This is a genomic window from Leuconostoc falkenbergense (genome assembly GCF_014634805.1).
Taxonomy (GTDB): domain Bacteria; phylum Bacillota; class Bacilli; order Lactobacillales; family Lactobacillaceae; genus Leuconostoc; species Leuconostoc falkenbergense.
Window position 1 is genome coordinate 1 of sequence record NZ_BMBS01000030.1, and the last position, 24045, is coordinate 24045.

Annotated in this window: 25 protein-coding genes and 1 tRNA gene; 24 read left to right on the forward strand and 2 right to left on the reverse strand. The window is 39.3% G+C overall.

What is annotated here, in order from left to right; all coding sequences use genetic code 11:
* Positions 1 to 157 precede the first annotated feature (157 nt).
* On the forward strand, positions 158 to 391 hold the full coding sequence (locus IEU71_RS07095) for a YneF family protein (protein ID WP_036067662.1): 234 nt from the start codon (positions 158 to 160) through the stop codon (positions 389 to 391).
* 9 nt (positions 392 to 400) lie between these two features.
* On the opposite strand, the gene IEU71_RS07100 is transcribed toward IEU71_RS07095, so the two are convergent.
* Positions 401 to 1039 carry a lysophospholipid acyltransferase family protein gene (locus IEU71_RS07100; protein WP_080519037.1) on the reverse strand — a complete coding sequence of 213 codons (639 nt, stop codon included), beginning with the start codon at positions 1037 to 1039 and terminating at the stop codon, positions 401 to 403.
* Between the two features lie 61 nt (positions 1040 to 1100).
* Here IEU71_RS07100 and IEU71_RS07105 point away from each other — a divergent pair, with 61 nt between their 5' ends.
* The 23 genes from IEU71_RS07105 to IEU71_RS07215 all read left to right on the forward strand — a co-directional run bounded on the left by IEU71_RS07105 (position 1101) and on the right by IEU71_RS07215 (position 23344).
* Positions 1101 to 1859: a tRNA1(Val) (adenine(37)-N6)-methyltransferase gene (locus IEU71_RS07105; protein WP_004912287.1), complete on the forward strand. Its 759-nt coding sequence runs from the start codon at positions 1101 to 1103 to the stop codon at positions 1857 to 1859.
* A 2-nt stretch (positions 1860 to 1861) separates the two neighbouring features.
* On the forward strand, positions 1862 to 2137 hold the full coding sequence (locus IEU71_RS07110; protein ID WP_004912284.1) for a GIY-YIG nuclease family protein: 276 nt from the start codon (positions 1862 to 1864) through the stop codon (positions 2135 to 2137).
* Between the two features lie 145 nt (positions 2138 to 2282).
* Positions 2283 to 3059 carry a 30S ribosomal protein S2 gene (gene rpsB / locus IEU71_RS07115; RefSeq protein ID WP_004912281.1) on the forward strand — a complete coding sequence of 259 codons (777 nt, stop codon included), beginning with the start codon at positions 2283 to 2285 and terminating at the stop codon, positions 3057 to 3059.
* A 107-nt stretch (positions 3060 to 3166) separates the two neighbouring features.
* A complete protein-coding gene (gene tsf, locus IEU71_RS07120; RefSeq protein ID WP_004912278.1) occupies positions 3167 to 4042 on the forward strand; it encodes a translation elongation factor Ts in 876 nt (291 codons plus the stop codon).
* Positions 4043 to 4196: 154 nt separating this feature from the next.
* The gene (gene pyrH, locus IEU71_RS07125) at positions 4197 to 4922 is read left to right on the forward strand and encodes a UMP kinase (protein ID WP_004912275.1); all 726 of its coding nucleotides are present in this window, start codon (positions 4197 to 4199) and stop codon (positions 4920 to 4922) included.
* On the forward strand, positions 4922 to 5467 hold the full coding sequence (frr, locus tag IEU71_RS07130; RefSeq protein WP_004912273.1) for a ribosome recycling factor: 546 nt from the start codon (positions 4922 to 4924) through the stop codon (positions 5465 to 5467). Before pyrH ends, frr begins: the two co-directional genes overlap by 1 nt.
* 67 nt (positions 5468 to 5534) lie before the next feature.
* On the forward strand, positions 5535 to 6653 hold the full coding sequence (locus IEU71_RS07135; protein WP_004912270.1) for a DUF805 domain-containing protein: 1119 nt from the start codon (positions 5535 to 5537) through the stop codon (positions 6651 to 6653).
* Positions 6654 to 6980: 327 nt separating this feature from the next.
* Positions 6981 to 7922, forward strand: coding sequence for a glycine--tRNA ligase subunit alpha (glyQ, locus tag IEU71_RS07140; protein WP_004912268.1), 942 nt, complete (start codon positions 6981 to 6983; stop codon positions 7920 to 7922).
* Positions 7923 to 8009: 87 nt separating this feature from the next.
* Positions 8010 to 10067 carry a glycine--tRNA ligase subunit beta gene (gene glyS / locus IEU71_RS07145; protein WP_004912264.1) on the forward strand — a complete coding sequence of 686 codons (2058 nt, stop codon included), beginning with the start codon at positions 8010 to 8012 and terminating at the stop codon, positions 10065 to 10067.
* 51 nt (positions 10068 to 10118) lie between these two features.
* On the forward strand, positions 10119 to 11168 hold the full coding sequence (locus IEU71_RS07150; RefSeq protein ID WP_004912261.1) for a Gfo/Idh/MocA family oxidoreductase: 1050 nt from the start codon (positions 10119 to 10121) through the stop codon (positions 11166 to 11168).
* Positions 11169 to 11317: 149 nt separating this feature from the next.
* The gene (lepA, locus tag IEU71_RS07155) at positions 11318 to 13171 is read left to right on the forward strand and encodes a translation elongation factor 4 (RefSeq protein ID WP_036066685.1); all 1854 of its coding nucleotides are present in this window, start codon (positions 11318 to 11320) and stop codon (positions 13169 to 13171) included.
* Complete coding sequence (locus IEU71_RS07160; protein ID WP_004912255.1) at positions 13155 to 13946, forward strand: hypothetical protein; 792 nt, start codon at positions 13155 to 13157, stop codon at positions 13944 to 13946. Before lepA ends, IEU71_RS07160 begins: the two co-directional genes overlap by 17 nt.
* Positions 13943 to 15016, forward strand: coding sequence for a zinc-binding alcohol dehydrogenase family protein (locus IEU71_RS07165; protein ID WP_036066679.1), 1074 nt, complete (start codon positions 13943 to 13945; stop codon positions 15014 to 15016). The genes IEU71_RS07160 and IEU71_RS07165 overlap by 4 nt, the downstream gene beginning before the upstream one ends.
* Positions 15003 to 15893 (forward strand): 50S ribosomal protein L11 methyltransferase, encoded by an 891-nt coding sequence (prmA, locus tag IEU71_RS07170; RefSeq protein ID WP_004912251.1) that lies wholly within the window; start codon positions 15003 to 15005, stop codon positions 15891 to 15893. The genes IEU71_RS07165 and prmA overlap by 14 nt, the downstream gene beginning before the upstream one ends.
* A 228-nt stretch (positions 15894 to 16121) precedes the next feature.
* Positions 16122 to 16195 (forward strand) — tRNA-Ile (locus tag IEU71_RS07175).
* Positions 16196 to 16340: 145 nt separating this feature from the next.
* Complete coding sequence (locus IEU71_RS07180; protein ID WP_004912248.1) at positions 16341 to 17081, forward strand: RsmE family RNA methyltransferase; 741 nt, start codon at positions 16341 to 16343, stop codon at positions 17079 to 17081.
* Positions 17082 to 17131: 50 nt separating this feature from the next.
* Positions 17132 to 17569 carry a hypothetical protein gene (locus IEU71_RS07185; RefSeq protein ID WP_004912245.1) on the forward strand — a complete coding sequence of 146 codons (438 nt, stop codon included), beginning with the start codon at positions 17132 to 17134 and terminating at the stop codon, positions 17567 to 17569.
* 144 nt (positions 17570 to 17713) lie between these two features.
* Positions 17714 to 19336 carry an ABC-F family ATP-binding cassette domain-containing protein gene (locus IEU71_RS07190; RefSeq protein ID WP_004912242.1) on the forward strand — a complete coding sequence of 541 codons (1623 nt, stop codon included), beginning with the start codon at positions 17714 to 17716 and terminating at the stop codon, positions 19334 to 19336.
* 69 nt (positions 19337 to 19405) lie between these two features.
* Positions 19406 to 20563, forward strand: coding sequence for a hydroxymethylglutaryl-CoA synthase (locus IEU71_RS07195; RefSeq protein WP_004912240.1), 1158 nt, complete (start codon positions 19406 to 19408; stop codon positions 20561 to 20563).
* Positions 20564 to 20661: 98 nt separating this feature from the next.
* The gene (locus IEU71_RS07200; protein WP_004912238.1) at positions 20662 to 21105 is read left to right on the forward strand and encodes a nucleoside 2-deoxyribosyltransferase; all 444 of its coding nucleotides are present in this window, start codon (positions 20662 to 20664) and stop codon (positions 21103 to 21105) included.
* Between the two features lie 26 nt (positions 21106 to 21131).
* Entirely contained in the window at positions 21132 to 21635 is a 504-nt protein-coding gene (locus IEU71_RS07205) for an ASCH domain-containing protein (protein WP_004912235.1), read from the forward strand.
* A gap of 27 nt (positions 21636 to 21662) precedes the next feature.
* Entirely contained in the window at positions 21663 to 21956 is a 294-nt protein-coding gene (locus IEU71_RS07210; protein WP_004912231.1) for an ACT domain-containing protein, read from the forward strand.
* Positions 21957 to 22000: 44 nt separating this feature from the next.
* Positions 22001 to 23344 carry a PFL family protein gene (locus IEU71_RS07215; protein ID WP_004912228.1) on the forward strand — a complete coding sequence of 448 codons (1344 nt, stop codon included), beginning with the start codon at positions 22001 to 22003 and terminating at the stop codon, positions 23342 to 23344.
* 32 nt (positions 23345 to 23376) lie between these two features.
* Here IEU71_RS07215 and IEU71_RS07220 read toward each other — a convergent pair whose 3' ends face one another.
* Entirely contained in the window at positions 23377 to 23817 is a 441-nt protein-coding gene (locus IEU71_RS07220) for a hypothetical protein (RefSeq protein WP_004912226.1), read from the reverse strand.
* Between the last annotated feature and the right edge of the window lie 228 nt (positions 23818 to 24045).

The following is a 24045-nucleotide window of genomic DNA, read 5'->3' on the forward strand; positions in this document are numbered from 1 at the left end:
GGTTCAATATCGACAACTCACCACTGAGTCTGTTAGTTAATTAATTTTATTTTGTCCAACTATTGGGGTTCACTTCATATTAACTTCACTTTTTAGATGGCATGCACTAACCGGCTGTGATATAATTGTTATCAGACATTCGATGAGGAGAAAAAACATGAGTACAGGACTTGTAATCTTGATTGCAGTTTTGGCCTTGGCGATTGGTTTGGCTGGTGGTTTCTTCTTGGCACGTAGTTCAATGAAAAACTATTTGGCTAAGAATCCACCAATTTCTGAAGAAATGATGAAGTCAATGATGATGTCAATGGGTCAAAAGCCATCACAAAAAAAGTTAAATCAAATGATGGCTCAAATGAAACAGCAAAGTGCAAATGCGCAAAAAAAATAAGCGCTAAGCTTATTTTTTTTGTATTCTTTTAGGATCAATATAGTGCCAATCAGGATTGATTTCATCATCTAGTTTATCAAAAGCTGCTTGCATGATGTCAGTATATTTGGCAATGTTTTCAGCATTCAATTTATCGGCGCGCTCAATGTAGATTGGCTCTCCAAAATTAATTGTGGTATTATGACGTTTAAAGAGCTGGCTAAACTTCACTGGGCCCTGGTATACCGCCGGTACAATTGGCTTTCCGGCCATACGCGCGATTAATAATGAGCCGGACTTCAAGTCGTCACTGTGACGAGAACCTGAAGGAAACATGATTAATGATCTTTTACCACTTTTGAGCTCACGTACAGGGTATTTGATGACACTTGGGCCAACGTTTTCGCGATCAACTGGGAAAGCGCCAGCAGACTTAATGAGCCAAGCAAGAGGCTTGAATTTAAAAAGTTCGATTTTCGCCATGAAAATAAAGTGTTTGGGGTACGCAGCCACCGCGTACCAAACAGGGTCCCACCATGTGCGGTGCGGACCAACTAGGACATAATTGTCATCTTTAGGTAGTTTGTCGCGGTTCATATAGGTGATGCGGCCGTTGATAGTCCAAATAATAGCCACGGCAACACCACGAAGAAAGTCGTAAAATTTCATATTTATTCACCTCATAAACGAAATCAAATTTAATTTTACCGAGAAAAGGGAAGAAACGCAAATGACAGAGCCAAGTTTAACAGCCGGCGAACGGATTGATGGTTTACCATCTCAAAATATTAGAATTATTCAAAATCCAGATATGTTTTCCTATTCACTTGATGCTATTTTACTAGCACATTTTGCAGATGTTAAAGGTAAAGGCCGGGGACATGCTGTTGATTTGGGTGCTGGCACTGGGGCGGTGGGGTTATTTTATGCGCCAAAAGTGAGTGGCCGCGTCACATTAGTCGAAATCCAGCCTGAATTGGCAGCCATGGCGCAGCGAAGTATTGATTTGAATGGTATGTCTGATCGTGTAAGTGTACTACAAAAGGATATGAAAAATATTTTTGAGGACATCAAACCGGGATCTGTCGAAACTGTGCTCAGTAACCCACCTTATTTTCCTTTAAATGACACCACGAAAACCAATCATGATCATCACTATGAGTTAGCTCGCCACGAATTAACAATCGACTTGCCTAATTTAGCTCAAATTGCTAATAAATTACTGAAAAATAATGGTAAATTCTATATGGTTCATCGACCAGACCGTTTGGCAGATATTTTTGCAGCTTTTGCCAAACGAAAACTTATGATTAAGCGGGTTCAATTTGTCTATGGTAAGGCTGGTCGTGAGGCAAATATGGTTTTAATCGAAGCGATTAAATCAGGACGTCCAGGCGGTGTACGAATTTTGCCGCCGTTGATTGCATACGACGAGACTAATGATTACACACCCGAAATGAATAACATTTTGTATGGCAAGGCTTGGTAATAATGAAAGCATATTTTTTTTACGTTTTATATACTGCTGATGGCTATTTTTATGGTGGTTTTACAGATAATGTCATGCGTCGCTTAGCGACGCACGAAGCGGGAAAGGGTGCTAAATTTACACGTGTTAAGTCCCGCCATCCACTTCAATTGATTTATCAGGAATCATTTGAAACTAAAAGTGATGCATTAAAGGCAGAGGCAGCTTTTAAAAAGCTGACACGACCTCAAAAAGAAATGTTTTTATTGGCACACAAAGTAACTAAAGTATGGCAATAAAGTCCTTGCTAAACATATAAAAATACCGTATAATATATCTTGTTGTGGAAAACAACAAATACACACGACAAACGAGAACACGTAGGTGCAGTAATGTCAGCGTGAACCACGAATTTGTCGGCGGAAAAACCTAGGAGGCCATATCATGGCAGTTATTTCAATGAAAGAACTCCTCGAAGCAGGAGTACACTTCGGTCACCAAACACGTCGTTGGGACCCAAAGATGGACGAATATATCTTTACGGAACGTAATGGTATTCACATCATCGATTTGCAAAAGACAGTTAAGTTGGTTGATGAAGCCTATAACTTCATCCGTAATGCTTCAACTGACGGTGCAAATGTTTTGTTTGTTGGTACAAAGAAGCAGGCTTCTGATGCTATTGCTGAAGAAGCAACACGTGCCGGTCAATATTACATCAACCACCGTTGGTTGGGTGGTACTTTGACTAACTGGAACACGATTAAGACACGTATCCAACGTTTGAAGGATTTGCAAGCAATGGCCGAAGATGGTACATTTGAGCAATTGCCTAAAAAAGAAGTTGTTTTGTTAAACAAGCAACGCGAAAAGTTGGAAAAGTTCTTGGGTGGTATTCAAGACATGCCTGGATTGCCAGATGTTTTGTTTGTCGTTGATCCTAAGAAAGAAGAAATTGCCGTTAAGGAAGCTAACATGTTGAACATTCCTGTTGTGGCAATGATTGACACAAACGCTAATCCAGATGTTGTTGATGTTAAAATTCCAGCCAATGATGATGCTATTCGTGCCGTTCGCTTGATTACTGCCAAGATGGCTGATGCCGTTATCGAAGGTCGTCAAGGTCAAGATTCAGCACCAGAAGACGCATTTGTTGAAGGTGACGAAAATACAGAATCAATCGAAGAAATTGCTAACATTGTTGAAGAAGGCAATAACTAATTATATGATTTAAAAATACCGTTCCTTGCGAACCTGTTTGGGACGCGGAATGGTATTTTAGTATGTTATAATTAAAATACATTAAATTATTTTAGAGGAGCACTATAATGGCAATTACTGCTGCACAAGTAAAGGAACTACGTGATAAGACATCTGTTGGTATGATGGATGCTAAGAAAGCATTGGTCGAAGCTGATGGCGACCTAGACAAGGCAATTGACTTATTGCGTGAAAAGGGCATGGCTAAAGCCGCTAAAAAGGGCGATCGTGTTGCCGCAGAAGGTATGACAGCTGTTGCTGTTAAGGACAATCGTGCTGCAATTATTGAATTAAATTCAGAAACAGATTTCGTTGCTGGTAACGCAGAATTTAACGAATTGTTGCGTGCTGTTGCTAATACAATTGTTGAATTCGCACCAGCTGATGTTGAAGCTGCTTTGGCACTTGAAGTTGAAGCTGGTCAAACATTGAACGACAAAATTGTGGGTACAACACAAATCACAGGTGAAAAGATTACTTTACGTCGTTTCACAGTTGTTGAAAAAGCTGACTCAGAAAACTTTGGTTCATATTCACACTTGGCCGGTTCAATCTCTGCATTAGTTGTTGTTGATGGTGCTTCTGAAGCAGCTGCTAAAGATATTGCAATGCACGTTGCCGCTATTGCACCACAATATGTTTCAGATGATCAAGTACCAGCAGAAGTTGTTGCCAAGGAAAAAGAAGTACAATTGGCTTCAGAAGATTTGGCAGGTAAGCCAGACAACATCAAAGAAAAGATGGTTGATGGTCGTATCAAAAAGTTCTTGGCAGAAATCTCATTGTTGGATCAACCATTCGTTAAAAATGGTGATCAAACAGTCGCTCAATTTATTGCTTCACAAAATGGTTCTGTGAAGTCATTTGTTCGCTACCAAGTCGGTGATGGGCTTGAGAAAAAAGTGACAGATTTGGCTGAAGAAGTTGCTAAGCAACTAGGTTAATTGATTTTTCAGTGTGGGATGATTGTTATCTAGTATTGATTAATCTCCATCATTATTTATATGAAAAGCGCGTTATTGTTGATAACGCACTTTTTTTTCGGAATTTTTGCCTGATTTTTGATATAATTGTATAAGCAAATAAAAGAGGTTAGACATGACTGATATTAAGTACAAACGTGTTTTGATTAAGTTGTCAGGTGAGGCTTTGGCTGGTGAAAAGGGACAAGGTATTGACCTTGCCGTTGTGTCAGCTATTGCCGAAGAACTGAAAGAAGTTCACGATTTGGGAACTCAGATTGCAATTGTTGTTGGTGGTGGCAACTTGTGGCGCGGAGAACCAGCTTCTAAAGTTGGTATGGAACGCTCACGTGCTGATTACACGGGTATGTTGGGAACTACGATGAACGCCCTAGTATTGCAAGATGCCTTAGAACGTTCTGGCGTTCAAACACGCGTTCAGACAGCAATTACTATGCAACAAATCGCAGAACCATATATCCGTGGACGTGCCATACGTCATTTAGAAAAGGGACGTATTGTTATTTTCGCCGCCGGTACTGGATCACCATACTTCTCTACCGACACTACAGCAGCATTGCGTGCTAACGAAATCAATGCTGATGCTATTTTGATGGGTAAAAATGGCGTTGATGGTATCTATGATTCAGATCCTAATAAAAACGCTGATGCTGTTAAATTTACAGAATTGACTCACTTGGAAATTTTGCAAAAAGGGTTGAAGGTAATGGATTCAACGGCAAGTTCTCTTTCAATGGATAATAATATGCCATTGGTCGTGTTCAATCTTAATACACCTGGTAATCTCAAGCGTGTTGTGCTTGGTGAACCTATTGGAACCACAGTAACAGGAGAAAAATAATGACTTTTGATTTAACAAACGCTAAAGAGCGGATGCAAGGGGCACAGGAAGCTTTACAACGTGAATTGGCAAATATCCGTACAGGTCGAGCTAATCCAAATATTTTGAATCGTATTGAAGTTGAGTATTATGGTGCCATGACACCCCTAAATCAAGTGGCGTCAATTTCGGTGCCAGAAGCGCGCATTTTGCTGATTACACCTTTCGATAAAAGTGCTTTGGAAGCAATTGTTCATGCAATTAATGTGTCAGATCTTGGGTTGAATCCTGCTTCCGATGGTAACATTGTGCGTTTGGCGATTCCGCAAATGACAGAAGAACGTCGTAAAGAATTAGCTAAAGAAGTTAAAGCTGAAGCAGAAAAAGCCAAGGTTTCAGTCCGCAATGTTCGTCGTGACATCATGGATGACATTAAAAAGGATAAAGAAATGCCTGAGGACGACGCTCGCAAGGCAGAAGATCAAACGCAAAAGCTAACTGACGAAAATATTAAAGCAATTGATGGCATTGCAGCTGAAAAAGAAAAAGAATTATTAACAATTTAATTCTTATGTCATACTGAAATAACTTTTAAACTTGGTATTTTACCAAGTTTTTTTGTTTGGAGGGAAAATGTTTAGGCGCTATTTTAAATTTTGGCGAGAGGCGCTTGATTTTCATAGTGGTGCCTATCGATTAGATTTTTTTTGGATTCATGTCGTTAATGATTTAATATTAGTGATTATTGGTTTCGTCACACTGACAGTCAGCAACTCGTTTTGGTTGGTACTGAAAGTTGATGCAGCCGTTCTTATTGTGTTGTTTATTCCAAGTCTTTCGTTGTTCATTAGACGTTTACGTGATACTGGGTTTTCAATTAATCAGGTTATGTTTGTCCTGCTAAGTCCATCGTTACTTTGGATTGCCATTGAGATTTCAATTGAATTGCGTAGCGCAATATTAGTTTTACTTGTCCTATTGATCTATTTTGGATGGCTCGTATTTCTGGTTTCTAGGCGTTCGGCTTATTGGACACCATTGTTATCAAGAATAGAAAAAATATATTATGGCATTGGGTTTGCTATTATGGTTAGTTTGTCCATTGGCTTGCAATTGCCTGCTGGCTCTGTGTTTAGGCAGGATGTTAAAAAAGCACTGGTGCATGCTGTGTTTAAACAACAGAAAGTCGAAAAAAATACAGTGCGAACCACAGAATCTGACACTAGTAATAGTGCGGAATTATCTTCATCGACGGAGCGCATACCGTCATCGTCGTCATCAGTCTCATCTAAAATCCCTGATAAATCCGTAGTCGATGTGCCAGATGATTCTGCCACTAAAGCCTATCGGCAATTGCCAGTTGATGTCATAGGGGATTCGGATTTTGGGCATTTTCAGGTCAAGGGTAACTGGCAACAAGACGCGTCATCATTACAATGGCTGCAACAAACGCAACAAGTTATGATTTTAACCAGTACTCAGGGCCAAGGATGGGGTGTTGATTTTTCAAGTTTTTCATTTCAAAAGGTCGTAGGACAATCACAGTTAACATTGTCTAATTTTCCGACTATCAATGTTTTGCGTATTGATGGGACCTATGAGTCACCTAATAGTGCTAAGGTGAAGAATATGGCATACCTTGAGTGGCATATGTCTGATGGACATATTCGAGTCATATATGTAATTGCGCCAAGTCAGGCATTGCTTAATCTGATTGTTGCAACAATTGGTGAAACATATCAATCACAATAATTTTTAGAAATTCACTTGACGAATACTCTAGCGACGTGTCATAATAACAGTATCAAGTTTGAATCGTGAGGAAACCAAGTGGCGTTGGTGGAGCGACAATAACTATCGAGTGTCGAGTTATAACTCGGAAATCAGGTGGAACCGCGCGTTATAGCGTCCTGATGTCAATTAATTTTGACATTAGGACGCTTTTTGTGTCCTGAGCAGAAAGGGGTTTGCAAGGGGAACTAATTTAGTTGGTTCATCAAAAATAAAAGAAAAATATCAATTTTATTCGTATAATGTGATGGACACCATCTCATATTTCAAACTACAAAGGATTAAGACATGACAGATACAAAGTTATCATTACAAGATATTATTTTGACATTGCAACAATATTGGGCAAAACAGGGTGCAAATTTAATGCAGGCCTATGATAATGAGGTGGGTGCAGGAACACAGTCACCTTACACTTTTTTGCGTGCAAATGGCCCAGAACCCTGGCATGCTGCTTATGTACAACCATCACGCCGTCCCGCTGATGGACGTTATGGTGACAATCCAAATCGTCTTTTTCAACATCATCAATTTCAGGTTGTGATGAAACCTTCGCCTGCAAACATCCAAGAACTTTATTTGGGATCACTGGAGGCACTTGGCATTAAACCATTGGAACACGACATTCGTTTTGTTGAGGATAACTGGGAAAACCCTTCAATGGGTGCTGCTGGTATTGGTTGGGAAGTTTGGTTAGACGGCATGGAAGTGACCCAATTTACCTATTTCCAGCAAGTTGGTGCTATTGAAGTTGACTCTGTCACTGCTGAAGTCACATATGGACTGGAACGCTTAGCATCATACATTCAAGATGTGCCGACGGTATATGATTTAGAATGGGGCAATGGCGTGTTATATGGGGATATTTTTAAAGAACCTGAATACGAACACTCAAAGTACGCTTTTGAGGAATCTGATCAAGCTATGCTACTCAAGCATTTTGATGAATTTGAAGCGGAAGCCACACGTTTACTTGCGTTAGGACTTGTTCACCCAGCCTATGATTATATCTTAAAATCATCGCATACTTTTAATTTACTAGATGCACGAGGTACAGTATCTGTCACTGAACGTGCTGGTTATTTACACAGAATTCGTACTATGGCTCGAAAAGTTTCGAAAGTGTTTATCGAAGAACGTGCAAAACTGGGATTTCCACTGCTGAAAGATGAACAGTTACGCGATAAGTATCTTGGTGAAAATGGCAAATATGCAATCAAAAAAGCTTAACGAAAGTTAATGTTGAAAACCATGTACTCCCATCCTAAAACTTTTATAAAAGATGGTTGTCGTACAATTTAAATTGGAGAATAATTAATGTCAACATTTTTATTAGAAATTGGACTTGAAGAAATACCAGCTCATTTGGTAACTAGTTCAGAAATTCAGTTAATTGAAAGAACTAAGAAATTCTTATCAGAGCATCGCTTAACAGTCGGTGATATTAAACCATATTCAACCCCACGACGTTTGGCTGTTGTTCTGACAGATGTCGCTGAAACATCAGAAAGTTTGAGCGAAGAAAAGCGCGGGCCATCTGTTGACCGCGCACAAGACGAAAACGGTAATTGGACAAAAGCAGCATTAGGTTTTGCACGTGGTCAAGGTGCTAATCCTGAAGCATTTGAAATTAAAGATGGATATGTTTGGCTAACAAAACATACTGCTGGTGTAGCAGCAAATGAAATTTTAGCTAAAATTGGTGATGAAGTTGTCGCCCAAATGAAATTTTCAACTTATATGAAGTGGGCTAATCACAGCTTTTTGTATGTTCGACCTATTCGTTGGCTCGTAGCATTATTGGATAATGAGATTATCTCTTTCAATGTGTTGGATATTGCCACAGATCGTTTTACACGTGGTCATCGTTTCCTATCTTCAGAACATATTGAAATCACTTCTGCGGATAATTATGTGACGACGTTGCAAAGTGCTAATGTTGTTGTTGATGCCACAGTGCGTAAAAATGAAATTCGATCACAGTTGAATACAATTGCTGAAGCTAATGGTTGGGTTCTGCAACTTGACACCGATGCGGCGCAATATTTATTAGAAGAAGTTAATAATATTGTTGAGTGGCCGACAGCCTTCGCAGGCAGTTTCGATGAGAAATATTTGGAAATTCCAGATGAAGTTTTGATTACATCAATGCGTGAACATCAGCGTTTCTTCTTTGTGACGAACGAAAAAGGACAATTATTGCCGCACTTTTTGTCAATACGAAATGGTAATCGTGAACATTTAGACAATGTTATTGCGGGAAATGAAAAAGTGTTGGTGGCAAGGTTAGAAGATGCCGAATTCTTCTATCATGAAGATCAAACCAAATCAATTTCTGATTACATGACTAAAGTTAAAAAGTTAGTCTTCCATGAAAAAATTGGTACTGTGTATGAACACATGCAACGAACTGGTGCTTTGGCTTCAGCAATGGCGACTGCTTTGAAGTTTGATGCCACACAGCAGTCTGATTTGACCCGCGCATCAGAAATTTATAAATTTGATTTGATGACCGGCATGGTTGGTGAGTTTGATGAACTTCAAGGCATTATGGGCGAACATTATGCCAAGCTTTTTGGCGAAAATGATGCGGTTGCAACAGCCATTCGAGAACATTATATGCCAACTTCAGCCAATGGTGATGTTGCACAATCTGAAGTAGGCGCTTTGTTGGCCGTTGCAGATAAACTTGACAGCATTGTGACATTCTTTGCCGCTGGACTAATACCAAGTGGTTCTAATGATCCTTATGGCTTGCGACGTGCGGCTACCGGCATCGTGCGTACATTGGTGGATAAAAATTGGCATATTGATTTACAACCTTTGTTAGCCGACTTTGTGCAACAGCAAGGTGTGGTAGCTGAAACTGATTTGACGACGGTTGTTGATTTCATGTTGGATCGTGTTCGCAAATTGTCACTAGATGCTGGAATACGTCAAGACATTGTCACTGCTGGATTAGGCAATGTTGAAAGAGCAGATATTGTATACATTAGTCAGCGAATTGAAGTCTTGTCCCAACATAGTAGTGATGCCGGCTTCCGAGATGTAATTGAGGCGTTGACTCGTGTGGATCGTTTAGCTGTAAAGCAAGTAACTAATGCGACGGTTGATCCTGCTAAATTTGAAAATAAGTCTGAAAAAGACCTATATCAAGCAACGTTAACGCTTGATTTAAATACTTTGATGCATGATGGTGCAGAAAATCTCTACGTGGCTTTGGCAAAATTGCAACAACCAATCGCAGCTTATTTTGATGAAACAATGGTTAACGCTGAAGATGAATCTGTTAAAGATAATCGATATGCTCAGCTGAACGTTATACAACGACTCACCAACGGATTAGGAGATTTGACGCAAATCGTCATTAAGTAAATATATTTTGTTATGTGTTATAGTGAAGTATAAAATGACTGGAGGCTCATGATGATAAATATTGCTTTTGTAGGCTTCGGAAAAAGTACCAATCGCTACCATTTACCTTATTTAAAGTTACGACAAGATAAATTTAGGGTTACACGTGTCGTAACGCCAACGCTTGGAAAAAAGCCAACTGAACAAGCTGAACTTGAAGCAACTGGCACAATATTTACGACAGATATTGAAGACATTGTGACTGATGATAGTTTGGATTTAGTGGTTGTTGTGACACCATCACAAAGTCATTATCAAGTTACAAAACAATTATTACAAGCAGGCAAAAACGTGTTAGTGGATAAGCCGATGGCTGCCAGTGTTGAGGAGGCAGAAGAACTTGTTAAACTGGCGGCGGAAAATAATTTATTTTTAATGCCTTTTCAAAGTCGAAGATTTGACAGCGACTTTTTGACGGTACAGCAAGTAATTGCTAACGGTTACTTGGGGCGATTAACGGACCTAGAAGTTCACATGGATCACTATCGTCCTCTGGATGGTCAATTAGAAGGGTCTGCGATTGACGGCTCTCTATTTGGTCATGGTGTTCACTTAATTGACCAAGTTGTCAGTTTGTTTGGGGCGCCACAAGCGGCTGTATACGATTTACGCGCAACACGTGTGCTTGAAAGTCATTTAGATGACCAAATTGAGGTCAATTTGTTTTATCCAGAATCCTTTAAAGCAACTATTCAGACGACCGAGTTAGCTACGATTCAATATCCAAAGTGGCAACTAAGAGGCACAAAAGGTACATTCATCAAATATACCGTTGATGAACAAGAAAATGACTTAAAGACGGGTATTATGCCTGGAAGTCCAAGATTTGGTAGTGACGCCCCACAGAATTTTGGTCACTTAGTGTATTATAATCAGAGTGGCGATCGCATTGATAAGTATATACCTAGCGTTCAGGGCGACTATGGCCGTATTTATGACACGGTCTATGAAACACTAGTTAATGGTAAACCAAAGTTAGTATCTGATGAAACAATGATTACTGTTATGAGGCTGCTATCTGGTGGTCTTCAGACTACTGGGCCACATATTTTAAAGTTTTAATATTGAATGAAAAAGACTTAAGTAATTGGGTCTTTTTTTTATTAAAAATTGGCGCTTATTTCACTAAATATATCAAAGCTGAGTCGAAAGTAATTGCGACCTTTATGGTAAAATTAAATAGACATAAAACTGAAAGAAAAATGCCAATTATGACAGAACTAGATTTAACACAATTAAAAGAACGACAAAAGCATATCCGTAATTTTTCGATTGTTGCACATATTGATCATGGTAAATCAACCATTGCGGATCGAATTTTAGAGCAAACGCACACGGTTGCAGAACGCGATATGCAAAATCAATTGTTAGATACAATGGATTTGGAACGTGAACGTGGCATTACGATTAAATTAAATGCCGTTGAAGTTCATTATGATGCAAACGACGGTGAAACTTATATTTTTCACTTGATTGATACACCAGGGCATGTTGATTTTTCCTACGAAGTTTCGCGTGCTTTGGCTGCTGCCGAAGGTGCAATTTTGGTAGTTGATGCTGCGCAAGGCGTTGAAGCACAAACGCTGGCCAATGTCTATTTAGCGCTTGAAAATGATTTAGAGATTCTACCGGTCATCAACAAAATTGATTTGCCCGCAGCTGATCCTGAAAAAGTACGACAAGAAATTGAAGACGTCATTGGTATTGATGCATCTGATGCGGTTTTAGCTTCAGCAAAGCAAGGTATTGGAATTCCAGAATTATTGGAGAAAATTGTGGCAGACTTACCCGCACCAGAAGGTGAAATTGACGCACCGCTTCGGGCATTGATTTTTGATTCTGCGTATGACGCTTATCGTGGAGTGGTAGTGAACATGCGTGTTCGTGAGGGAATCGTTAAGCCCGGTGATAAAATTCGTATGATGAATACTGGGGCTGAATATGAGGTCACGGAGGTCGGCGTAATGTCGCCAAATGCGCAAAAGCGTGATTACCTGATGGCGGGTGATGTAGGCTATTTGACTGCAGCGATTAAAGATATTCATACGACACATTCAGGTGATACGATTACACTAGTTGATCATCCAGCCAGTGAGCCATTGGCAGGCTATAAGCCAATGACACCAATGGTCTATTCAGGGTTGTATCCTTCAGATAATGCTAAATATACTGATTTACGAGAGGCGCTCGAGAAACTTCAGCTTAACGATGCCGCATTGACGTTTGAACCAGAAACTTCACAAGCACTGGGGTTTGGTTATCGTGTTGGTTTCCTTGGCTTATTGCACATGGACGTGATTCAAGAGCGACTAGAGCGAGAATTTGGACTTGATCTGGTTACGACTGCACCATCAGTAACTTATAAAGTTACCACAACAGAAGGCGAAACAATTGCTATTGAAAATCCTTCTGAAATGCCAGAGGCATCAAAAATTAAAACGATTGAAGAACCGTATGTTCATGCTCAAATTATGGTACCCAATGACTATGTCGGTGCAGTAATGGAGTTGGCACAGCGAAAGCGTGGCGAATTTGACACGATGGAGTATTTGGATGAAACTCGTGTCAATGTCAAATACTATATGCCACTGTCTGAGATTATATTTAACTTTTTCGACAAACTAAAGTCAAGTACACGCGGATATGCTTCATTGGATTACGAGTTATCAGCATACCGCCAATCTGATTTGGTCAAAATTGATATTTTGTTAAATAGCGAGAAAGTGGATGCCTTGAGTTTCATAGTTCATCGTGATTTTGCGGCAGAGCGTGGGCGAATCATTACTTCAAAGTTAAAGGGGATTATTCCGCGTCAAAACTTTGAAATTCCTGTTCAAGCGGCGATTGGTGCTAAAATATTAGCGCGAACAAATATCAAGGCCTATCGTAAAGATGTTACTGCCAAAATTCACACTGGTGATCCAGACCGACGTGCTAAATTGCTCGATAAGCAAAAACGTGGTAAGGCACGAATGAAATCAGTTGGTACGGTAGATGTACCACAAGAAGCCTTCATGGCCGTACTCAAAACGGAGGACGATGCCCAATATGCCAGAGGAAACTAAACAAAATCGTTCTCGTGTTGAGCGTAATTGGTCCACCAAAAAGCGCCAACTGATAAAACCCAATATCATTTTGGCATCGTTGTCGATTGCTGTGATGATTTTAGTTGTGAGTGGCGTGGTTGCTAGAATAGTTTTTGGTGTTGATGGTGTTTCACAAACGACACGGCAACAAGTAGTTAAAAAAGATGCCAAAACGGCTTTAGAATTTGGATTAACAGGTGATTCATCTACTAATAACAAGCAAAGTGTTGTTAATTTAACGACAAAAAAATGGCAAGCTGAAATTGCTAGCAGCATTCAAAAAGCATTACAATCAGATCAAAAAGTAGCTGATTCGGTTACTTTTTCTGGTACTAAATATCAAAAATCATCTGTTATGGCTGCCTTGTCACAACGTTATTTGGAAACGTTGCAACGTGATCGTGACTTCAAGATAACTGCGGTGAAATTTGACAAATATCACAATGCCAAAGTGACCTATCAAGTAAAGCCGATTGACTTACCAGCAGGTCAAGCGTTGGTACAAAAGTATGTGGATGAACAAATTAAAAAGAATGAGTCAGCCGCTAGTAAGCTAACGCAGGAAGAACTGCGATTGGTTGAATATGCAATGGTTGCCAACAACTGGGATCGCGTCCTAAAGGATAAGCTGCCGACTTCATCAGACAAAATTGCTACGATCGAGTTGTTGTATCGTACAAAAAATTTCAAGCCAGAATATCAAATTACCAAAGACACTTTAAATAATATTTTGAATAGTGGGTTAGCTGAATGAATATATTAGACAAAATTAAAAGTATATGGGCGATTGGACGTCAACATAAAATGACGGCGATTGGTTTTGATCGCGCAAGAAATATTGATGACCCTCAGGTTTTCATATCTAAGCAAGTCAAACAGCCCATCCCAAGTGACTCAGAAATTTTGGTCAAAGTTTTGGCAACTTCTGTTAATCCAGTTGATACGAAAATGCGAGCTGGTTATAAAGCCGAAGGACAATTTCGAATTTTAGGATTTGACGCAGTTGGTGAGGTGGTTAAGGTCGGTACGGAAGTATCAAGATTTGATGTTGGGGACCTTGTTTATTACGCTGGTTCACAAATGAAACAAGGATCAAACGCAGCCTACCAAGTTGTTGAAGCAGATTTGGTTGGACATGCACCTCATAATTTATCAATCGCTGAAATCAGTGCGATGCCGCTGACTTCTATCACAGCTTTTGAAATTTTACATGATGCTTTTGGCTACGATTTAGAAAAAGAGAGTATTTCTAATCGTTCAATTCTGATTATCAATGGTGCTGGTGGCGTTGGATCAATACTGATTCAATTAGCAAAGTACATTGGATTGACAGTCATTACAACAGCTTCAAGACCAGAATCAGTTGCGTGGGTAAAGTCGCTAGGGGCTGATTTTATTTTAGATTATCATCAGGATTTGGTTGACCAGTTACAACATATTCAGTATCCAAAAGTTGATCATGTTGCAATTTTGCAAAGTACAGATGCCTATTGGCCAACAGTCACACAAATCATTAAACCATTTGGCACAATAGCCTCAATTGTTGAAACAACAGCGCCAATTGATATGGGACCGTTAAAAAACATTGGTGCGCAATTTAGTTGGGTCTTCATGTTTGCCAAGGGTAACTATCATGTCGATATGTTATCCCAAGGTATGGCACTTGAAAAAATAGCCGTATTACTTGATAAGGGTGAACTCAAGACAACACTAACGAAGACTTATCAAGGCTTTACAGTAGAAAATATACGTGCTGCAACCCGAACCGTCGAGGAGGGTCGCACAATTGGAAAAGTTGTGGTAGTATACGATGACGAAAAATAATTGGCAAGCAGTCACAATTGCAACCCAAAATGAAGCAGTCGAATCTGTTGCAGATATTTTGAGGACTGTTGGTGCTGATGGTGTGCAAATCGTTGATGATCAAGTACCTGTCAAAGTTATTGCTTATTTTGAGAATAACGAGCAGTTGTCGGCGACCGTAACTAACATTCAGTCTCAGCTAAATGAATTACAACGTTATGGTATTGATGCAACACCGGGCAGTGTTACTGTTGCAGGTGTTGCACAATCGGAATGGGAAAATGAATGGAAAAACTATTACCACGCGACACGTATTACACGCCATTTGACAGTTGTGCCATCATGGGAAGCGTATCTGCCAAACCAGCGAGATGAATATCCGATTATCATGGATCCACAACTAGCTTTTGGTCCGGGCACACATGAGACAACACGACTAATGCTTCAGGCATTAGAAACGGTCATTCGCAGTGGTGAAAGCATGATTGACGTGGGAACAGGGTCAGGTGTTTTAGCCGTAGCAGCCAAACAATTGGGCGTTGATACTGTTTTGGCTACTGATATTGATGAATCTGCAGTAGCAGTGGCACAAGCCAACTTGACATTAAATCCAGTAGCTAAAGATGTTACTGTTGTGGTGAGTGATTTACTTGAGTCTGTCGATAGTAATCTAAAAGTTAATCTAGTAGTGGCAAATATTTTGGCCGATGTTATTGAGAGACTGATACCACAAGTTACCAAACATTTGAAAAAAGATGGCTATTTTTTGGTTTCAGGTATCTATGATGATATAGCACCTCAAATAATTGACCAATTAGGTCGATCTCATTTTGTGATTAGCGAGCATATGATTATGGGTAAATGGCATGCATTCATTGCTAAAAGTCAATTAGAATAAAAAGTAATCATTACTATTTAATGTGTTATACTATTATTGTACGATTGAATTGATAGTACGATAATGAATTTTGGCACTCATAATTATTCTCCCGTGATAATCACATACTTTAACTTACAAACTAAGTAGGACATGAGTCAAAATCCAGCAAAGTGGCGCCAAACGGCGCTTTTTTGTTGCTTAATCAGGATGGCAGATTAGCCAGAATTTTGGTACAATAATTGTATTGGACCATTAGCTCAGTTGGTTAGAGCAGATGGCTCATAACCGTCCGGTCGTTGGTTCGAGTCCAACATGGTCCATTATGGGCAAGTGTCGTCACATACTTTGCCTTGCGTTTTTGTGTAAGTTGATTTTTTAGTTAATATGATTGCTGAACATGATACACATATTTTGAGGCAAATAGCACTAGCCATTCAAGACAATAAATTTTAAAGGGAATCATTAATGCAACGATATTTTCTAAAACGTACTATCAATCATGAAATCATTAATTTAACCCGTGAAGATGCTGCATTTAATCATTTTGGTCGTGTTTTACGGGCACGTGTTGGTACAAAAGCGGAATTTGTGGATAGTAATCAACAACTTGTCATTGGTCAGGTGACTCAAATTGATGCGAACCAAATATCCATGGCGGTCATTGAGCATCTCAATCAAATTGTTGAGATACCGATTAACGTGACAGTCATTGTATCACCTTTAAAAAATGACCGTTCAGAATGGTTCGTTCAGAAAATTACTGAGTTAGGTGCCACACGAATTATTTTCACAGAAATGGCGCGCACTGTCGCCGATTGGCGCAAACAACAAGACAAAAAAATAGCTCGCTTGCAAAAAATTACGGAAGCAGCGGCTGAGCAGTCGCATCGTTTGATTATACCAGAAATTGATTTTTTGACTTGGAAAACAGCAATACATTTACCAAAAGACAAAGGTATAGTAGCTTGGGAAGAATCGGCAAAAGAGGGTGAAATATCTGCTTTTATTGACGCTGTCAATCATGTACCAAATAATGGTCATTTAGTCTTGGTCTTTGGACCAGAAGGTGGATTAACAGTAGATGAAATTCAAGAAATGACTCAGGTTGATTTTGTTTCTGCTGGATTAGGCCCACGGATACTGCGTGCTGAAACTGCACCACTCTACGCTTTGTCGGCTATCAGTGTCTTGCGTGAGTTGCAGTAATCGGGTATAATATAATAAAATAATGAGAACTTTTTAAGGCGGGTGCAACGATGATGGAAAAATTTATAAAATATTATGGCTATCAATGGCTCGCAGCATTTGCTTTGGGTATTTTATTACCATTTTTAGGCAGGATTACTAATATGAGTGGTCTGCACAAAGTGATATTTTTCTACATGTTATTAAACAGCATCTACACTTTGTATTTGGGTTATCAAGTTCGCAAACGCGGCTACTCACCACTTGTATTGCTTTTTTTACCAGTACTCTTTACAGTAATTTCAACATTGTTGCTTGACTTAGTATCACACGAGTATGGCTTCTACTTTGGATTGATGTATATTGTCCTTAGCTTATTTACTTTCTTTGGTGACACGCGAGACGATCCAGATGAAAATCAAATTCCTGTTGAAGCGGGATTCCACAATTTGTCTGACAGCACAGAGGACGATATTCAATTACCGGTTGATGGCGGTTTTAAATCTTAATTGGCCGAGAGATTGTTTCATATTGATATTTAGAAAAAGCGCGATAATTAGCGCTTTTTCTGTTACACTAATATAAGGTAATTTGGTAAAATCACGCGGTATGATGATGTGATTTGGCAAGTTTTTAAATTGGAGGATCTTAACGTGATTACAGTCGCAAATATGAGTTTTAGTTTTTCAGGACCAAAATTATATCAAGACGTCAACTTAAAGTTGACGCCCGGCAATACATACGGCATTATCGGTGCTAATGGTGCTGGTAAATCTACTTTTTTGAAGTTACTTCAAGGTGAATTACAGCCCACAGAAGGAACGATCACAATTGGTGATGGCGAAAGAATGTCTTCTTTACAGCAGGATCACTTTGCTTTTGATGAATTTACAGTATTAGACACTGTGATTCAGGGTCACGAAAGACTCTATCAAATTAAAACTGAGATGGACGCTATTTATGCGAAGCCAGATTTTAACGATGAAGATGGTGTTCGAGTGGCTGATTTAGGTGCGGAATTTGAAGAACTAGATGGCTGGAATGCTGAAGTAGAAGCTGGGCAATTACTTAGTAAATTAGGCATCGGCGATGACATGCAGTACACGCTAATGGGTGAACTTACAGAAAATGATAAAGTCAAAGTATTATTGGCTCAGGCACTGTTTGGTAATCCAGATATCTTAGTCTTGGATGAACCAACTAACGGACTAGATGTCCAAACAATTAATTGGTTAGAGGATTTTTTGGCTGATTTTCCTAACTTGGTCATCGTTGTGTCCCATGATCGCCATTTTTTGAACGCGGTCTCAACGAATATTTTGGATGTTGACTTTGGTAAGATTACGCCGTTTGTCGGAAACTATGATTTTTGGCGCGAGTCTTCTGAATTGGCGCAACGTTTAGCTTCACAACAGAATGACAAAAAAGAAGAACAAATTAAACAGTTGCAAGAATTCGTAGCACGTTTTTCTGCGAATGCTTCAAAGTCTAAGCAGGCGACGGCTCGAAAGAAGCAACTGGATAAGATAACGCTGGATGATATCAAGCCCTCATCACGAAAATATCCCTTTATTAACTTCCCATTAAATCGCGAGTTGGGTAATGATATGGTTCGTGTTGAAAATGTTTCCAAAACAATTGATGGCGAAAAAGTCCTAGATAATATTTCCTTTATTGGTCGCCCGGGAGATAAGATTGCCATTTTGTCCCGTTCGGATTTAGCAACTACCACTTTGATGCAAATTATTGCGGGAACCTTAGAACCTGATGAAGGGACTGTCACTTGGGGTGTTACTACGTCTCAGTCCTATATTGCGAAAGATTTGAATGATAATTTTGAAAATCAAGATTTAACTATTTTAGACTGGCTACGTGATTTTGCAGAAGAAGAACAAAAAGATAATACAAGTCTACGTGGCATGTTAGGTCAGATGTTGTTCCGGGGAGATGACTCACTAAAGCAAATTAATGTTTTGTCTGGTGGTGAGAAGGTTCGCATTGTGTTAGCCAAAATGATGCTACTTAAAGCAAACGTTTTGCTGATGGACGATCCGACAAATCATTTGGATTTGGAATCAATTCAGTCACTCAACGATGCGGTCGTTGCATTCAAAGGTTCAATCATTATGACATCGCACGATCATGAATTTTTGGCAACAACTGCTAACCATGTGATTGAAGTATCCGCAAAAGGTGCTGTTGATCGTGTTGATACAACGTATGATGAATTTATTAACAATGAAAGCATTCAAGACAAAGTCAAAGCCTTGTACTAAGGTCTCTCTGTTGCAGAATAATTGTTAAAACGAATGTAGTCATTAAAATTGTAATCGAGGTAATTTAAAGTGAATATTGGAATCGACAAAATTGCTTTTTATACACCAGAATATGTGTTAGATTTAGTAACATTGGCGAAAGCAAGAGGTGACGAACCGGATAAATATACAATTGGCATTGGCCAAGATGAGCAGGCTGTCATACCTAATTATGAAGATGTCGTCACGATGGGGGCTAATGCGGCGCGACAAATCGTTAACGATCAAGAAAGGCAAACCATTGATATGGTGGTTTTCGCCACAGAATCAGGTATTGATAATTCAAAGTCGAGTGCGATTTATGTTCAAAAATTATTACAACTATCTGAGTTTGTCAGAACGATTGAACTTAAGCAGGCTTGTTATGCTGGAACGTATGGTTTGATGCAGGCGCGTGATTATGTTGCTGCTCATCCGGATAAAAGAGTCCTCGTTATTGCCTCAGACATTGCCCGCTATGGGTTGGCGACGGCTGGAGAAGTCACGCAGGGAGCAGGCGCTGTGGCAATGATTGTTGCTACTAATCCGCGTATTACAATAATTAACGATGATTCTGTCTACATGAGTCGTGAAGTAGCAGATTTTTGGCGACCTGTTGATCGTACTGAAGCACTTGTTGATGGTCATCTTTCTACTGAAGTATATAAAGAAATGTTTTTGACGCTTTGGCAACGTTATAAAAATCAGACAACGCATGTTTTGAATGACTTTGCTGGATTTGCGTTTCATTTGCCTTACACTAAAATGGGGAAAAAAGCTTTAGATCAAATTATGTCTGAAGCTGATGAATCGCACCAGAAACGTTTGGTTACTAACTTAATTGCGAGTCAACAGTTTAGCCGTCATGTTGGCAATTTGTATACTGGTTCAGTTTATCTTAGTTTTTTGTCATTGCTTAGTCATTCAAAAGATTTGAATCCAGGTGAAAAAATTGCTATTTTCAGTTATGGTTCTGGTGCAGAAGCAGAGCTCTATTCAATGACACTTCAACCAGATTTTAGGTCATCAATACCTGCTGAATCGGTTGAAAAACAGTTGTCTGAAAGACAACATGTGTCTGTGGAACAATATGAAAAAATATTCCAATCGCAGCTATTAGATTCTCATGTGAATGTTATAATACCGACTTCCCAAAAACATCAATTTCAATTTTTGGGCTGGCAAGATGGCGAACGTCAGTATCGTTAAAAACGTGTTTAAAAACACGTTTTTTTGTTAAAAGAATTACTAGTCGAATAACCAGCTATCTGGTAGACTAGTATTATTAACAAAATTGGAGCAAAAAAATGGCAAAAACAATCTACTTGGCGAGTCCTTTTTTCGATAAAGAGCAAGTTGACCGTGTGGCAAGAGCGGAATCTGCTTTGAAAAAAAATGCAACAGCCTCATCTGTATTTTCACCTCGTGAACATCAGCATGAAGAATTTGAAATGTTTTCTCCCGAATGGCGAATCGCGACTTATAATGGTGACGTTGATGCCATTAACAATGCAGATGTTATGGTAGCAGTGATTGACTATGTTGGGCAGGAGGTAGACCCTGGAACAGCATGGGAATTCGGATATGCGGTTGCAAACAAGATACCAGTAATTGTTGTTAAGGAAAAAGAAGGGGCCGTTAATTTGATGATGGGTATCCCGTTGACTGCCTACTTAACAAGCGTAGAAGACTTAGCCACTTACGATTTTGATGCCTTAGCTGAGATACCTTTTAGTGGCGAAATCTTTTAGGTTTAATCTTTAAACTAGGAAGCTAGATGAAAGCATTAGTTATCCGACAGCCATACGCTTCACAAATTATGGTTGGTTCCAAAAAAATAGAATATCGCTCTTGGCATCCCGGAAGTGTTACAGATTTTTTAGTTGTTTCATCGGCGAAATCACAACAAGGTGTTTTTGACTTAATGCTACCGAAACGTACAGCGTTAGCAACGGTGCATATTGACCGAGTTGTTCGTGAAGAAGATGGTTATGCTTGGCATTTGACAGTGACGTCTTGGGTTCAGCCATTTTTGGTTAAAGGTAAATTAGGGTGGTTGACAATTGATGATAGTTTGATTCACCAAGATACCAATGTGATAGCTGATTTGGCATCCTATCGATGTGATAAAATCGTATCAAGTCGGATTGCACCATTTGAGAAACAACTATCTGCGATTGCCTTGTCACAGATGCCAAAAACTTATGCTAAAGTTTTGGCGGATTCAGGATTAGATGAGCTTTATAAGGTATGGCAATCTCGCCATCAACATCGTTATTAAAATAATTACATGAAATGGAGAATTATTATGAGTAAAGCGGTTGTAACAGTTGTGGGACAAGACAAGCCAGGTATTATTGCAGCTGTGGCTGGCAATTTATCAAAACATCATATTAATATTTTAGATGTTTCACAAACTATCATGCAAAATATTTTTACCATGAGTATGTTAGTCAATTTAGAAACACTAGATGAACAGTTTAACGCATTACAAGATGAGCTAAATCAGTTGGGTGCTGAATTGGGTGTAACAATTCATACGCAACGTGAAGAAATATTTGAGACAATGTCACGTGTTTCAACGCAAGATCAACTCTTCTGAGTACGATAATTACATCTATCTCAGCACAGTTTACTGGAGACAAAATGGAAACAAAGCAAATACTTGAAACAATTCAGATGGTTGAAGAAGAACATCTTGATATTCGTACTATCACGATGGGAATTTCTTTACTAGATACTGTGGCGGGTGATCCGAAAACTACCGCCCAAAATATTTATAATAAAATTACAACTTATGCTAAAGATTTGGTTTCGGTAGCTGAACAAATTGAACGTGAATTTGGCATACCCATCACTAATAAACGAATCAGTGTGACACCAATTGCCTTAATTGCTGGGCACGCAACGCCTGATGAGATGCTGTACTACGCTCATGCTATGGATGATGCGGCCAAAACTGTTGGTGTTGATTTCATTGGGGGATATTCGGCATTAGTTCAAAAAGGATTTGCTAATGGTGACTTGGCTTTGATTAAGTCAATGCCACGCGCATTAACTGAAACCGATCTGGTTATGTCAAGTGTTAACATCGGATCGACAAAAGCAGGTATCAACTTGGATGCCATCAAATTAATGGGTGAAACAGTGATGGCAATTGCTGAAAAATCTGATACTGCTAATGCTAAGTTGGTTATTTTTGCTAACGCGGTTGAGGATAATCCATTTATGGCTGGTGCTTTTCACGGTGTCAGTGAGCCAGACGTTGTCATTAACGTGGGTGTTTCAGGGCCGGGTGTTGTCAAACGTGCCATTGAAAAAGTTAAGGGTGAGTCGATTCAAGTTGTTGCTGAAACTGTCAAACAGACCGCGTTTAAAATCACACGTGTTGGTCAAATGGTTGGTTCTTTGGCGGCACAACGTCTTGGTGTTGAGTTTGGAATTGTTGATCTTAGTCTAGCACCAACGCCAGCACGTGGTGATTCAGTGGCAGAAGTTCTGGAAGAAATTGGTCTCGAGCAAGTCGGTGCGCATGGTACAACAGCGGCATTGATGTTACTAAATGATGCTGTCAAAAAAGGCGGTGTTATGGCCTCACAGCGCGTTGGTGGTTTATCGGGTGCCTTTATTCCTGTGTCTGAAGATGCTGGTATGATTGATGCTGCGAAAGCTGGGGTATTATCTTTGGCCAAACTTGAAGCCATGACTTCGGTTTGTTCTGTTGGTTTGGATATGATTGCTATCCCCGGAGACACGCCAGCTACAACGATTAGTGCGATGATTGCTGATGAAGCAGCAATTGGCGTACAAAATAACAAAACAACGGCCGTTCGAATTTTGCCAACAATTGGGAAATACGTCGGGGACATGGTCGATTATGGTGGCCTTTTAGGAACTGCACCAGTTATGCCAGTTGTTGAAAAATCAAGTGCTGATTTTATTAATCGTGGTGGGCACATTCCCGCGCCAATTCATTCCTTTAAAAATTAAAAAGATGAGAACCGTCATTGGTTCTCATCTTTTTAATTTTTGGTTTTGTATTGTGGTTGTGAATTTGAAATCGGATTTTGGTTGGTATTAGTTTCTTTTACAAACATTAACGCAATATATACAGATAAGATAATAATAATGAGTGCCGCTAATACACGTAGGGGATGGTAGAAGAAATTTTTGAAACCACGCAATAATTTACTATGATGTTGTTTTTGTGTTTGTTCGCTTTCAGTAATGGAAGCTTCAAGTGCATAGGCAAAGCTCGTATTGTCAACTACCTTAGATTTTTCTTCGTAAGGAACAATTGTCAATTCTCGTGTATCTGACATTTTTATAGGACGTTCACGTCGCAAGTCACGATTGTGCAAAATGTTATTGCGGAAATTAGCAATAACAATAAGTGTCTTGTTTTGTAAAGTCATTAAGCCGCTACGCAGCTGTTCTAATGGGGTTGTCATTGGTACTTTCATCAGCAAATCTCCGTTCACAAAGTATAGTTAGATGATTAATTTTAAAGTTTACTACTATCACTATACGATATTTTATTTAGGGTTTGGGTAAGTTTTGTATATCCTAAACAAATTAAAGTGTTCTTAAACATTAAAAGACATGTGGTAATAATGCTCATAAGTCAATAATTCGGACTATTTTTTATCTAGGGCTGAACTGATTAGGCAACTTTTATTTTTTGATTGGCA